The organism is Ruegeria marina, assembly GCF_900101475.1.
Taxonomy (GTDB): Bacteria; Pseudomonadota; Alphaproteobacteria; order Rhodobacterales; family Rhodobacteraceae; genus Ruegeria_B; species Ruegeria_B marina.
Genome location: NZ_FMZV01000023.1, coordinates 21,921 through 36,004, shown reverse-complemented (window position 1 = coordinate 36,004; position 14,084 = coordinate 21,921). Strand labels below are relative to the sequence as shown.

General features: G+C 63.2%; 12 protein-coding genes. All 12 read left to right on the top strand.

What is annotated here, in order from left to right; genetic code table 11:
• Positions 1–3: 3 nt before the first annotated feature.
• Positions 4–1,182: a malate--CoA ligase subunit beta gene (locus tag BLT75_RS21765; protein WP_093037203.1), complete on the top strand. Its 1,179-nt coding sequence runs from the start codon at positions 4–6 to the stop codon at positions 1,180–1,182.
• Between the two features lie 10 nt (positions 1,183–1,192).
• Positions 1,193–2,092: a succinate--CoA ligase subunit alpha gene (gene sucD, locus BLT75_RS21760; protein WP_093037200.1), complete on the top strand. Its 900-nt coding sequence runs from the start codon at positions 1,193–1,195 to the stop codon at positions 2,090–2,092.
• Positions 2,089–3,000, top strand: coding sequence for an HTD2 family dehydratase (locus tag BLT75_RS21755; RefSeq protein ID WP_245706616.1), 912 nt, complete (start codon positions 2,089–2,091; stop codon positions 2,998–3,000). The genes sucD and BLT75_RS21755 overlap by 4 nt, the downstream gene beginning before the upstream one ends.
• Positions 3,001–4,242, top strand: coding sequence for a CoA transferase (locus BLT75_RS21750; protein ID WP_093037197.1), 1,242 nt, complete (start codon positions 3,001–3,003; stop codon positions 4,240–4,242).
• 232 nt (positions 4,243–4,474) lie between these two features.
• Entirely contained in the window at positions 4,475–5,923 is a 1,449-nt protein-coding gene (locus BLT75_RS21745) for a M81 family metallopeptidase (protein WP_093037194.1), read from the top strand.
• A gap of 206 nt (positions 5,924–6,129) precedes the next feature.
• Complete coding sequence (locus tag BLT75_RS21740; RefSeq protein ID WP_093037191.1) at positions 6,130–7,725, top strand: ABC transporter substrate-binding protein; 1,596 nt, start codon at positions 6,130–6,132, stop codon at positions 7,723–7,725.
• Positions 7,726–7,793: 68 nt separating this feature from the next.
• On the top strand, positions 7,794–8,735 hold the full coding sequence (locus BLT75_RS21735; protein ID WP_093037188.1) for an ABC transporter permease: 942 nt from the start codon (positions 7,794–7,796) through the stop codon (positions 8,733–8,735).
• Entirely contained in the window at positions 8,735–9,634 is a 900-nt protein-coding gene (locus BLT75_RS21730; protein WP_093037185.1) for an ABC transporter permease, read from the top strand. The genes BLT75_RS21735 and BLT75_RS21730 overlap by 1 nt, the downstream gene beginning before the upstream one ends.
• A 14-nt stretch (positions 9,635–9,648) precedes the next feature.
• Positions 9,649–11,271 carry an ABC transporter ATP-binding protein gene (locus tag BLT75_RS21725; RefSeq protein ID WP_093037182.1) on the top strand — a complete coding sequence of 541 codons (1,623 nt, stop codon included), beginning with the start codon at positions 9,649–9,651 and terminating at the stop codon, positions 11,269–11,271.
• A 32-nt stretch (positions 11,272–11,303) separates the two neighbouring features.
• Positions 11,304–12,473, top strand: coding sequence for a M20 aminoacylase family protein (locus tag BLT75_RS21720; protein ID WP_093037179.1), 1,170 nt, complete (start codon positions 11,304–11,306; stop codon positions 12,471–12,473).
• Positions 12,474–12,477: 4 nt separating this feature from the next.
• Positions 12,478–13,608, top strand: coding sequence for a M20/M25/M40 family metallo-hydrolase (locus tag BLT75_RS21715; RefSeq protein WP_093037176.1), 1,131 nt, complete (start codon positions 12,478–12,480; stop codon positions 13,606–13,608).
• A gap of 241 nt (positions 13,609–13,849) precedes the next feature.
• Positions 13,850–14,053: a YgaP family membrane protein gene (locus tag BLT75_RS21710; RefSeq protein ID WP_093037173.1), complete on the top strand. Its 204-nt coding sequence runs from the start codon at positions 13,850–13,852 to the stop codon at positions 14,051–14,053.
• Positions 14,054–14,084 lie beyond the last annotated feature (31 nt).

Below are 14,084 nucleotides of genomic sequence, written 5' to 3'. Positions count from 1 at the left end.
ACAATGGACATTCACGAATACCAAGCCAAGGAAATCCTGAAGAATTTTGGCGTCCCGGTGCCGCGCGGCGGGATCGCCTTCACCCCGGAACAGGCCGCCTTTCGCCGCCTTGAGCTGGGCGGGGGCCGCTGTGTGGTCAAGGCGCAGATCCATTCCGGGGGGCGCGGTGCCGCCGGGGGCGTGAAACTGTGCGACACTGACGAGGACGTGCGGGATTTTGCCAGACATCTGCTGGGAACCGCCCTTGTGACCAAGCAGACCGATGCTGCCGGCAAGCGCATCGACCGCCTCTGGGTCGAGGAAGCCTCGCAGATCGAGCGAGAACTCTATCTCGGCTTCGTGCTCGACCGAAAATCCGAGCGGATCATGATCGTCGCCTCAGGTCACGGCGGGATGGAAATCGAGGATCTGGCGGAAGAAGACCCCGACAGCCTGATCCGGATGATCCTGGATCCCGCGGTCGGACTGGCCGAATACCAGGCTCGCGAGCTGGCCTTCAAGCTTGGCCTCGAAGGGGCGCAGGTCGGCCAGATGGTGACCGTTCTGAAAGCCTGCTACCGGGCCTATCGCGATCTCGATGCCATGATGGTCGAGATCAATCCGCTTGTCGTATGCGCCGACGGTTCGCTGGTCGCCCTGGATGCGAAAATGTCCTTCGATACGAATGCCCTGTTCCGGCGGGGCGAAATAGCGGGCCTGAGGGATCCGGGCCAGGAAGACCCGCGTGAGAGTTTCGCCGCCGATCACGGGCTGGCCTACGTGGGCCTTGACGGCGACATCGGTTGCATCATCAACGGCGCGGGCCTTGCCATGGCCTCGATGGACATGATCCACCTGGCCGGGGGAGCGCCCGCGAATTTCCTCGATATCGGCGGCGGCGCCAGCCCGGAGCGGGTCTGCCAGGCGTTTCGCACCGTGTTGTCCGACCCCAATGTCAGCGTGATTCTCGTCAACATCTTCGCCGGGATCAACCGGTGCGACTGGATCGCGAGAGGGGTGATCCAAGCCTACAAGGACATCGGCATCGGCGTTCCGGTGGTGGTGCGGCTGTCGGGCACCAATGTCGAGGCCGGGCGCAAGCTGATCCGGGACAGCGGCCTGCCGATCATCGACGCCGATACGCTGGCCGCAGCCGCAGAGGCCGCCGTGGCGGCCCGTCCACAATCCATCGCAGCCGAATAAGGGGGGTCTCATGGCAATTCTCATCACCGAAACCACGCGCGTCATCGTCCAGGGCCTGTCCGGGCGGATCGGCCAATTCCACGCGCAGGAGATGATCGAATACGGCACCAGGGTGGTTGCCGGGGTCACGCCGGGCAAGGGCGGCACCACCGTGCTGAACCGTCCGGTGTTCAACACCATGCGCGAGGCGGTGGAGGCGACGGGTGCCGAAGCCAGCCTTCTCTTCGTGCCACCTGCGGGCGCCGCCGACGCGATGATGGAAGCGGCCGATGCCGGTATCCGCACCGCGGTCTGCGTGACCGATGGCATTCCTGCCCAGGACATGATGCGGGTGAAACGGTTCCTGCGCCGGTTTCCCCGCGATCGAAAAATGCGCCTGATCGGCCCCAACTGCGCCGGGATCATCAGCCCCGGAAAAGGCTTCATGGGCATCATGCCACCCCATATCTACACGCCGGGGCGGGTCGGTATCGTCGGGCGTTCGGGAACACTCGGATACGAGGCTGCATCCCAGATGCAGGCCCTGGGCATCGGGGTGTCTTCGTCGATAGGTATCGGCGGCGATCCGATCAACGGTTCATCCTTCCGTGATATACTCGAGCTTTTCGAGGCCGATCCGGACACCGATGCGGTCATGATGATCGGGGAAATCGGCGGACCGCAGGAGGCCGAGGCCGCCGCCTATGTGCGGGACCACATGACCAAACCGGTCGCGGCCTACATTGCCGGCCTGGCCGCGCCGAAGGGTCGCCAGATGGGTCATGCCGGCGCGATCATCTCCGCTTTCGGCGAAAGTGCGCAGGAAAAGGTCGCACTGCTCAGTTCTTGCGGCATCGAGGTTGCGCCAAACCCTTCCGCGATGGGAGAGACGATGGCGCGGATCCTGGCCCCGGGCCGGGTTGCGGCATGACGCTGTCCATGGACGGAATGCGCGACATACCTGCCGGGAGCATGCCGAAAACCGGCCCGCCGCCCGGCGCCGGCCTTTCGGATTGGGTGGGCCGAAAGGAAACGGTGACGGGCTGCGTCCCGGTCACTTCGGCCATCGCCATCCATGCGACGCTTTCCCGGCCGTATCTGGACTGTCCAGCGGCAGGGGATCCGATGCCCGCGCTCTGGCATTGGTACGCGTTCCCCAGCGCCGTGGGGACTTGTGACCTGGCTGCGGACGGCCACCCCAGACTTGGCGGCTTCTTGCCGCCCGTTCCCTACGAACGGCGGATGTGGGCCAGCGGCAGGCTGCAATTCCTGGGCGATCTTGTGGTCGGCGAGGAGATCGAAAAGACATCGACCATCACCAGCATCGAGGAGAAGTCAGGCTCGGCCGGGGGCATGGTGTTTGTCGAGGTTGAGCATGAATTGCGCGGACGCCGCGGCCTGGCGGTCCGGGAAAGTCAGACGATCGTTTATCTGCCCATAGCGCCGGAGTTCTCGCCGCCCCCCAGGAAGATGGCTCCGACCAGAGACCTGGTGATCGACATTCGCCAGCCGGTTTCGACCGCATTGTTGTTCCGGTATTCGGCGATAACCTTCAACGCACACAGGATTCATTATGATCTGCCCTATGCCCGGCAGGTCGAGCATTACCCCGGGCTGGTGGTGCATGGGCCCCTTCAGGCGAACCTCTTGCTGGCGGAAGCCACGGCATGGAAGGGCCGCAGACCGGATCGCTTCAGCTTTCGCGGGGTGCACCCGATGTTTCAGGGCGCGGATATCCATCTGCGCGCAACACAAGCCGGGACCGGCCGGCTCGATATGTGCACCGTCGCAGCGGCCGGTCACATCTGCATGCAATCAAAAGCGGAATGGGAGGATTAGATGGCGGGTATCTTGAACGGATTGCGGGTGGTCGAAGGGTCCGCCTTTGTCGCGGTTCCGCTGGCGGGCATGACGCTGGCCCAGATGGGGGCCGACGTCATTCGCTTCGATCGGCTCGAAGGCGGATTGGACGCCGGTCGCTGGCCTCTCGCTCCTTCGGGGAAAAGCCTGTTCTGGGCGGGGCTGAACAAGGGCAAGCGATCGATCGCGGTGAACATGAACCACCCGGAAGGCCGGGACCTGATCACGCGCACTATAACCGCGCCGGGTGAAGAGGCGGGCGTGTTCCTGACCAACCTGCGGGTCAGGGGATGGATGGATTACGAAACGCTCCGTCGTCACCGCGAGGATCTGATCATGGTCACGCTGCTGGGCGACCGTCATGGCCGCCCGCAGGTAGACTATACGGTCAACCCCGCGCTGGGCATTCCCGACATCACGGGGCCCGAAGGGCACGAGGGGCCGGTGGCGAACGCGCTACCTGCTTGGGACCTGATAGCCGGGCATATGTGCGTATCGTCCGTCCTGGCGGCAGAACGTCATCGGCTGAGGAAAGGTTCGGGCCAGGAGGTGACGCTGACCCTCAAGGACATCGCGGCCGCCACGATTGGACATCTCGGCATGATCGGGGACGCCGTGCTCAACAAGGAACAGCGCACAAAATCGGGCAATGCGCTTTACGGTGCCTATGGGCAGGATTTCCTGTGCGCGGATGGTCGTCGGATCATGGTGATCGGCCTGACCCGCAGGCAATGGGCCGGGTTGGTCGAGGTGACCGGCACCGGGCAGGAAATGGAGCTGTTGGCACGACGCACCGGGCGCAACCTGACGGATGAAGGGGTGCGTTGGCAGTTGCGCAAGGAGATCACCGAAATCCTCGCGCCCTGGTTCGCGGCCCGTCCCGTAAATGTGATCGCACAAACCTTCGACGAGGCGAAACTGACATGGTCAGAGTTCCGGACCGTGAAGGAAGCGGTTGCCTGCGACCCGGATTTAGGCCCGGACAACCCGATCTTCACAGAGCTTGCGCAAGAGGGTCTCGGCCGGTTCCCGGTGCCCGGGCATGTGGCCGATTTTTCCGGTTTGGACCGCGAAAAGCCACGGGCCGCTCCGAGCCTCGGGGCGAATACCGAGGAGATACTCAGCGAGGTCACGGGGTTGGACGACACGGAAATCGCACGTCTGTTCGACAAGGGTATCGTCGGCGGCGGCCGGTCGGCCAGGCTGTACACGGCCGCCTGAGCGACCTCACCCGGATTGCCCGGTTCGTCGCCCGGCAATCCCGCTCCATGGCCGCGATCTCCGATGGTTGTGGACGCAAGACCCCTGTCCGGACGCAGGGAACTGCGATGGCGCATACGCTGCGTCAGAAATCTGGGCTCTTGCGACAAGGGCGATATCTTGCTCTGAATTGCCGAGGACGGCCAATGGCCGGATTCCGGGCAGGGACCCAGGAGGTCGAGGAGGGGAAGAGATGAAGGTATTCATTGCAGGCCTGGCGACAGAGACCAACAGTTTCTCGCCGATACCCACGGGAACGCTTGCCTTTCAGGACAGTTTTGTCAGCCGCCGCGCGACCGCCGAACCGGCCAACCTGTTTTCCGCGCCGCTGCACGAGTGGCGGGGCATGGCCGAGGCGCGGGGCTGGGAGGTGATCGAAAGCCTTGCCGCCTTCGCCCAGCCGGCCGGTCCGACCATACGCGGAACCTATGAGACGTTTCGCGACGAAATCCTTGGCGATCTTAGGAAAGCCGCACCCGACATCGCGCTTTTCTCCATGCATGGCGCCATGATCGCCGACGGGTACGACGATTGCGAAGGTGATCTGCTGACCCGCGCGCGGGCGATCCTGGGCGACGAGGTCGTCATCGGGCTGGAAATCGACCCGCACAATCACCTGACGCAGGACATGCTCGACGCCGCCGATCTGATCATCTGCTACAAGGAATACCCTCATACCGACAGCCCCGACCGGGCGCGCGAATTGTTCACGCTCGCGGCGGATACCGCCGAAGGCAAGATCAGCCCGGTAATGCGCGATTACGATTGCCGGATGATCTCGATGTTTCACACCACCCGCGCGCCGATGCGCGGTTTCGTTGACGAGATGCAGGCACGCGAAGGGCAGGGCGGTATCCTGTCGCTTTCGCTGGCACATGGCTTTCCCTGGGGAGACTGCGCCCGGGTGGGCGCACGGATGCTTGCCATCACCGACGGCGACGCCAAGAAGGCGGATGCTGTCGCGCGGGAGTTCGGCGAAAAACTCTGGTCCCTGCGCGAAGGCGTACGGGTGGACTGGCCTTCGATCGGTGGCGCACTGGACCTTGCCCAGGCCGCCCCGAAAACACCGGTGGTTGTTGCTGATTTTGCCGACAACGCGGGCGGCGGCGCGCCGGCGGACTCGACTTTCGTCCTGCAAGAGGTCCTGCGGCGGGGCCTGAAGGATGTGGCGATCGGCATCTTCTGGGATCCGGTCGTGGTGCGCATGTGCATGGATGCCGGGGTCGGCGCCACGATGCAGGTCAGGTTGGGCGGCAAGGTGGGGCCGATGTCCGGCGATCCGGTGGACCTGACCGTGACCGTGCGTGGCGTGAAGGAGAACATGCACCAGATGATGGGCCAGACCCGGATGCCGATGGGCAATGGCGTCTGGCTGGAATCGAACGGCGTACACTTGGTACTTAGCGACAAGCGCACACAGGCGTTCCATCCGATTGGCTTCACCGAACTGGGGCTTGACCTTTCGCGGATGCAGATCGTGGTCGTGAAATCCTCGCAACACTTCCACGCCGGATTCGCGCCGATTGCCTCCGAGGTCATCTACATCTCCGGCCCCGGTGCGATCACCCCGGATTACGCCAATATCCCCTACACCAGGCGCGACGGGAACTATTGGCCAAAGGTCGAAAACCCCTTCACCTGATTCCGCGATTGCCGCCGTTCTTTTTGCGTCCGGTTGTTCGTCACAAAAGCGGGTTGCCTCTGAAAAGACAGGGTTTTTACTCCCGTTGGTTCGATATCCGAACCAACGGTAAATATTTTTTCGAAATCCTTTGACACGTGCCGGATCGGCCTCAATGATGAAGATGGCGCAAGTAAATTGCGTATGAAAACCACAGGGAGCAAACAATGTTCAAAACCGCACGACGCGGCCTGATAAAGGGTGCCGTGGCAGCGATGGTGATGGGCCTGGGGCTGAGCGCCACGGGAACATACGCCCAGGCCGAGACCACTCTGAAGATCGTTCCGCACTCGGACCTGAAAATTCTCGACCCGATCTGGACCACGGCCTATATCTCGCGCAACCACGGTTACATGATTTATGACACGCTGTTTGCGCTGGACGAATCCGGCAACATTCAGCCGCAGATGGTCGATACGGTCACCACTTCGGACGATGGCCTGACCATCACCATGACTTTGCGCGACGGTCTGGCGTGGCATGACGGTGCGCCGGTGACGGCGGCCGACTGTGTCGCCTCGATCAAGCGCTGGGGCTCCAAGGACGCCATGGGCCAGAAGATGATGAGCTTCGTCGACTCGCTGGAGGCGACGGATGAGAAGACCATCACCTTCAAGCTGAATGCCCAGACCGGCCTTGTGACGCTGGCGCTGGCCAAGCCCAGTTCGAACGTGCCGTTCATGATGCCCGAGCGCATCGCCAACACGCCCTCATCCGAGCAGATCTCGGAGTTCATCGGGTCGGGTCCCTTCGTGTTCAACCAGGAAGCCTGGGAGCCGGGTACCAAGATCGTGTACGACAAGTTCGAGGGCTATGTGCCGCGGTCCGAACCGGCCTCAGGCCTGGCGGGCGGCAAGGTCGCCAAGGTCGACCGGGTGGAATGGCTTCCGATCCGCGACCAGCAACAGGCGGTCAACGCGCTGAAGGCGGGCGAACTCGACTATATCGAGGGTCTGCCGCATGACCTGCTGCCGCTGGTCGAAGGCGACGAGAACATCAAGCTTGTCGATTTCAACCCGGCGGGCAACCAGTTCACCTTCCGGTTCAACGTCCTGCACCCGCCGTTCGACAACCCGAAGATGCGCCAGGCGCTTCTCTATGCGCTCAACCAGGAGGATTTCCTGCAGGCGCAGATCGGCAACGCCGACTATTACAAGGCGTGCAAGGCGATGTTCGGCTGCGGCATGCCCTTCGAAACCGATGCCCACATGGATGGGCTGCTGGAGTCGAACTTCGACAAGGCGCGCGAGCTGATCAAGGAGGCCGGCTATGACGGCACCCCGATCCTGCTGATGCACTCGACCGACCTTGCGGTGCTGACCAACCTGGCCCCGGTGGCCAAGGACCTGATGGAAGCCGTCGGCCTGAATGTCGACATGCAGTCGATGGACTGGCAGACGCTGGTGGCCCGCCGCGCGAAGAAGGAAGCCATTGCCGACGGCGGCTGGAACGCCTTCATCACCTCGTGGACCGCGGGCGACCTGTTCAACCCGGTTGCCATGGCCTTCCTCAACTCGAGCTGCGAAACCGCCCTGTTCGGCTGGCCCTGCGATGAAAAGATCGAAGGACTCCGTGACGCCTTTGCCCGGGCGACAACCAAGGAAGAACAGCTGAAGATCGTGGAAGATGTCCAGGGCGCCTGGTTCGAATACCCGACCCACATCCACCTGGGTCAGTGGAACCAGGCGACCGCCACGCGGTCGAACATCGACGGCGTCCTGCCCACAGGTGCCGCCGTGTTCTGGAATATCTCCAAGAACTGATGAAATCGCACCTGCGCGGCGGCTCGTCTGCCGCGCAGGTCATCTGAGCTGCAAGAAGTCGGAGTCCAATGTTCAGTTATCTTCTTCGCCGCCTGCTTGCGACCATTCCCGTCATGCTGCTGGTCGCTGTCTTCGTTTTCATGCTGCTGCGTCTGACGCCCGGCGACCCCGCTGCGATCATTGCCGGCGACTACGCGAACGACGCGCAAATCGCCGAGATCCGGTCCAAGCTGGGACTGGACAAGCCATTGCCTGTCCAGTTCATGGTCTGGCTCGGCAACATGTTCCAGGGCGATTTCGGCGAAAGCTTCTTTTACAAGAAGCAGGTTGGCGAATTGATCGCGGCGCGGCTCGAACCCACCCTGTCGCTGTCGCTTCTGACCATCATCCTGACCGTCTGCATCGCGGTGCCGCTGGGCACGCTGGCGGCCTATCGCCAGGGCAGCTGGCTTGACCGGGGCATCATGGGGTTCTCGGTCCTGGGCTTCTCGCTGCCGGTCTTCGTGATCGGCTACATTCTGATCTACGTGTTCTCGATCCAGCTCGGATGGCTGCCGGTGCAAGGCTATCAGCGTATCTCCGACGGGGTCGGGGGATGGCTGCTGCGGCTGATCCTGCCCTCTGTCGCGCTGTCGGTGATCTTCGTGGCGTTCATCGCCCGGATGACGCGAACCAGCGTGCTCGAGGTCCTGGGCGAGGATTACATCCGCACCGCGCGCGCCAAGGGCCAGACTGAAAGCAAGGTTCTGATGCACCATGCCGTGCGCAACGCGGCGGTGCCCATCGTCACGGTGATCGGGCTGTCCTTTGCCATTCTGATCGGGGGCGTGGTCGTGACCGAGTCGGTCTTCAACCTGCCCGGTCTCGGCCTGCTGACGGTCGAGGCCGTTCTGGCACGGGATTTCCCGACGATCCAGGCAGTGATCCTGCTGTTTTCCTTCATCTATGTGCTGATCAACCTCGCGATTGACGTCAGCTATACCCTGCTCGACCCAAGGATACGCTACTGATGACGACCGCTGCGATTTCTCCCGGTAGCCAGACCCTGCGCCGGATGCTGGCCAATCCTTCGGTGATCATTGGCGGGCTGCTGGTTCTGGCCATTCTGCTGATGGGGCTGCTGGCGCCGGTGCTGGGCACCCGCGATCCGGCCGATATCTCGCCCAAGGACCGCAACCAGCCCCCGGGCTACGAGACCACGGTCCGCGACAATTCTGGCGCGAAGGTTCCCGTGGTCTATCGCCTTGGCTCGGATACGCTGGGCCGCGATGTCTACAGCCGCATCGTCTATGGCGCGCGGATCTCGCTGGTCGTGGGCATTTCGGTCGCTGCGATCTCCATCGTGATCGGCATGGCGATCGGGGTGCTGGCCGGTTATGTCCGATGGCTCGACGGGATCATCATGCGAATAATGGACGGGTTGATGGCGATCCCGGCAATCCTGCTGGCCATCGCGGTCGTGTCGCTGTTCAGCGCCGGCCTGACCAGCGTGATCATCGCCATCGTGGTGCCTGAGGTGCCGCGCGTGGTGCGTCTGGTCCGTTCCATCGTGCTGTCGATCCGTGAAGAACCCTATGTCGAGGCCGCGATCACCGCAGGCACCCGAACCCCGGTTCTGCTGGTGCGCCACATCCTGCCCAACACCATCGCACCGCTGATCGTGCAGGGCACGTTCATCGTCGCCTCCGCCATCATCGTCGAAGCGATCCTGTCGTTCCTCGGTATCGGCATCCCGCCCGAGATCCCGACATGGGGCAACATCATGGCCGAGGGCCGCGCGGTGTTCCAGCTCTATCCCCACAACATCTTCTACCCCGGTCTGGTGCTGGCCCTGACCGTTCTGGCGGTCAACATGCTGGGCGACGGTCTGCGCGACACGCTTGACCCGCGCTTTGCGAAACGGGTTTGAGGGGGACGCAGGAAATGGAAAAGCAAAACGTCCTCGAAGTTCGCAACCTCACCGTCAGCCTGCCAAGAAACGCCGACCGCCCCAACGCCGTGGAAAACATCAGTTTCACCGTCGCACCGGGCGAGATCGTCTGTGTCGTGGGTGAAAGCGGGTCGGGAAAATCGGTCACCGCCTCGGCGGTCATGGGCCTCTTGCCGTCGGCGCTGAACCCGTCGGCGGGCGAGACCCTGCTGCAAGGCGAAGACACGCTCAAGGCCAGCCCCAACCGGCTGCGCGACCTGCGCGGCACCCGCATGGCGATGATCTTTCAGGAGCCGATGACCGCGCTCAATCCCGTGACACGGGTGGGCGATCAGATTTCCGAAGTGCTCGAGATCCACACTGATCTTTCCGCATCCGAACGGCGCAAGCGCGCCATCGAGATCATGGAGTCGGTGCACCTGCCGGACCCTGAAAAGATGGTCGACAGTTTTCCGCATCAGCTGTCCGGCGGACAGCGCCAGCGGATCATGATCGCGATGGCCCTGGTGCTCGACCCCGCGCTGCTGATCGCGGACGAGCCGACAACCGCTCTCGACGTCACGACCCAGGCGCAGATCCTCAAGCTGATCAAGGAAATGCAGGAAAGGCGTGGCACCGGCGTTCTGTTCATCACCCATGATTTCGGCGTCGTGGCCGAAATCGCCGACCGTATCGTGGTGATGCAGAACGGGCGTGTCGTCGAATATGGCGACCGCGATGACGTGCTGCGGCGTCCGAAACAGCCCTATACCCAGATGCTCATGGCCTCGGTGCCGTCGATGACCCCGCCAGACCGGGTGCCCCGCACCGGCGACAAGGCGATCGAGGTGAGCAACCTCAACAAGATCTACGGTCGCACAGGCTGGCTGTCGAAGGACCGGATCGTGCATGCGGCCTCGGATGTCGACCTTTTCGTGCGCAAGGGCGAAACCCTGGGCATCGTGGGCGAATCCGGTTCAGGCAAATCCACCGTGGCCCGCTGTATCGCCCGGCTGATCGACCCGACCTCGGGCAGCATCAGCCTGCACGGCACCGATATCGGAACCCTGCCGCAGTCCCGCCTGCGTCCGCACCGCCGCAAGGTGCAGATCGTGTTCCAGGATCCCTATCGCTCGCTCAACCCGCGCCGCACCATCGGGCAATCGTTGATCGAGGCGCCGGTGAATTTCGGTGTGCCGGTGGAACAGGCGCGGAAAACGGCGCGTGACCTTATGGAGTTGGTCGGGCTGTCCGGCGATGCGCTGGAACGCTATCCGCACCAGTTCTCGGGCGGCCAGCGCCAGCGCATCTGCATCGCCCGCGCGCTTGCCGTGGAGCCCGAAGTGCTGATCGCGGACGAGGCGGTGTCGGCGCTCGATGTTTCGGTTCAGGCCCAGGTGCTGGAGCTGCTGGACGACATCCGCGAACGCTATGACCTGGCCATGCTCTTCATCACCCATGACCTGCGCGTCGCGGCGCAGATCTGCGACCGGCTGATCGTGATGAAAAAGGGCGTCATCGTGGAGCAGGGCCCCACGAAAAAGGTCTATTCCGACCCGCAGCACGAATACACCCGGTTGTTGCTCGATGCCGCCCCCGGGCGCGACGTTACATTCGGTTCGGATACCGCTGCCTGAGACCGGACAGGACCACGAAAAGGAACATCTTCATGGGTATTCTTCCCGTCATCGAACAGTACAAGGGCGAGCTGGAGGCGATCTTCAAGGATCTGCACGCCCATCCCGAAATCGGCTTTACCGAAACCCGCACCGCCGCGGTGGTGGCCGAAAGGCTGCGCGCCTATGGCGTCGACGAGGTGCACGAGGGCATCGGCAAGACCGGCGTTGTCGCGCTGATCAAGGGCAAGGGCGGCGGCAACCGCCGCGTCGGCCTGCGGGCGGACATGGATGCGCTGCCGATCCACGAGGAATCCGGGCTGGACTATGCCTCGCAGACCCCGGGCGTCATGCATGCCTGCGGCCATGACGCGCATACCACGATGTTGCTGGGCGCGGCCAGGCATCTGGCAGAAACCCGCGAGTTCGACGGGACGGCGGTGCTGATCTTCCAGCCCGCCGAAGAGGGCCTGGGCGGCGCGCGCGGCATGCTGGCCGACGGGTTGTTCGAGAGGTTCCCCTGCGATGAAGTATATGGCCTGCACAACTGGCCCAGCGGCCAGCCACGCAAATTCGGTATCGTCAAGGGGGCGGCCATGGCCGGATCGAGCTTTTTCGATATCCATATCAAGGGCAAGGGCAGCCATGGCGCCATGCCGCATGAATCCCGCGACCCGCTGATCATCGCCTCTTCGCTGGTGGGCGACATCCAGACCATCGTGTCGCGCAACGTGCGTGCGCTGGATGCCTGCGTCGTCTCGGTCACGCAGATCCACGCCGGCTCGGCCTATAACGTGGTGCCGGACACGGCGTCGCTGGCAGGCACCATCCGCTATTTCAAGGACGAAGTCTGTGAACTGGCAGAACGCCGGATGAAAGAACTTTGCGACGGCTTCGCGCTGGCCTATGGCGTCGAGATCGAGCTGAAGCTGCGAAATGTCTTCAACGTCCTGGAAAACGACGCGGAGCTTTCGGATGCCTATATGGAGGCGGCTGGCGATATCGTCGGCGCCGAGAACGTTGTCGAACGTGACGAGCCGGTGACCGGGTCCGAGGATTTCGCCGACATGCTGCGCGTTGTCCCCGGCGCCTATTGCACGCTGGGGCACGCTGGTACGGTCGCGGTGCACAACCCGAAATTCGTGATCGACACCGGCATTCTGCCGGTCGGGGCCTCGATCATGGCGCGCGTGCTGGAACGCCGCCTGCCGCTGGCGGGGTAGATACATGTCCTTTCTGGATCTGCCTTTCGATACCGACGCCATGGTGGCGGGCCTGCGCCCATGGATCGAATGCGAAAGCCCCACTTTCGACGCCGCCGCTGTAAACCGGATGATGGACCTTGCCGCCTATGACCTGGCCGGTCTCGGCACCGTCGAGCGTATTCCGGGCCGGATGGGGTTCGGCGGAAGCCTGCGGGTGCGCCTGCCGCATCCGGATGCGGGCAAGCCCGGCATCCTGATCGCAGGCCACATGGACACGGTCCACCCGGTCGGGACACTGGAAAAGCTGCCGTTCCGGCGCGAGGGGAACCTGTGCTACGGCCCCGGCATCCAGGACATGAAGGGCGGCAATTTCTGCGCGGTCGAGGCGCTGCGCCAACTGGCCCGTGCCGGCATGCAGACGCCCCTGCCGGTGACCGTCCTCTTCACCCCCGACGAAGAGGTCGGCACCCCGTCGACCCGCGAGCTGATCGAGGCGGAGGCGGCGCGCAACAGCTATGTGCTGGTTCCCGAGCCTGCCCGCGACGACGGCGGCGCGGTGATCGGCCGCTATGCCATTGCGCGTTTCAACATGGAAACCGTGGGCCGTCCCAGCCATGCAGGCGCGCGCCTGTCCGAAGGACGTTCCGCCATTGCCACAATGGCGCGCAAGATCCTGGACATCGAGGCGATGACCGGTCCTGACTGCACCTTCAGCGTCGGCGTGATCCATGCCGGGCAATGGGTCAACTGCGTGTCTTCCTCCTGCAGGGCCGAGGCGCTCAGCATGGCCAAGCGGCAGGAGGATCTCGATCAGGGCGTGGCGCGTATGCTGGCCCTGTCGGGTGAGGAGAACGGGGTCGAATTCCGCGTCACCCGCGGCGTCACCCGCCCGGTCTGGGAACCTGACCAGCCCGGCACGATGGCGATGTTCGAGTTGGCCCGCGACATCGCGCAAGAGCTTGGTTTCAACCTGACGGCCGCCAGTGCCGGGGGGGGGTCGGACGGAAACTTCACCGGGGCGATGGGAATCCCGACGCTCGATTCCATCGGGGTGCGGGGCAAGGGCCTGCATACGCTGAACGAACATATCGAGGTCGACAGCCTGCCCGAACGCGCCCGGCTGATCGCCGGCCTGCTCATGCGCCTGACCTGAACCAGAAAACCTGTGTTCAAGCGCTGACGGATCTTGCCCGCGAACCATGTTGTCACGCGGTACGCTCCGTCTGGTTCCGGCAGGGCGGCAGTGACAACGTCCACGTCGGAACCACGCCCAGGAAATAGCGCGTCAGCGGTTGTTCCATCAGGAAATATTATATTCTTAAACTTGAATATAATATTTCCATGTTCCATATTGAGTACCGGAGCCTCGATTCGGCAGCAAACGGAGAACGAAGATGACACTCGACCGCGCAGTACTGGCATTCGCCGGCGTAATGATCCTTCTGAGCGTCTTGCTCACCCTTTTTGTCCATCCGCTCTGGGTGTGGTTCACGGTGTTTATCGGGCTGAACATGCTCCAGTCCGCCTTTACGGGTTTCTGCCCCGCGGCCATGATCTTCAAGATGCTGGGAATCAAGGAAGGATGCGCGTTCCAGTAAACCTGCGGAGTTCGCAGGCGGATACGCGATT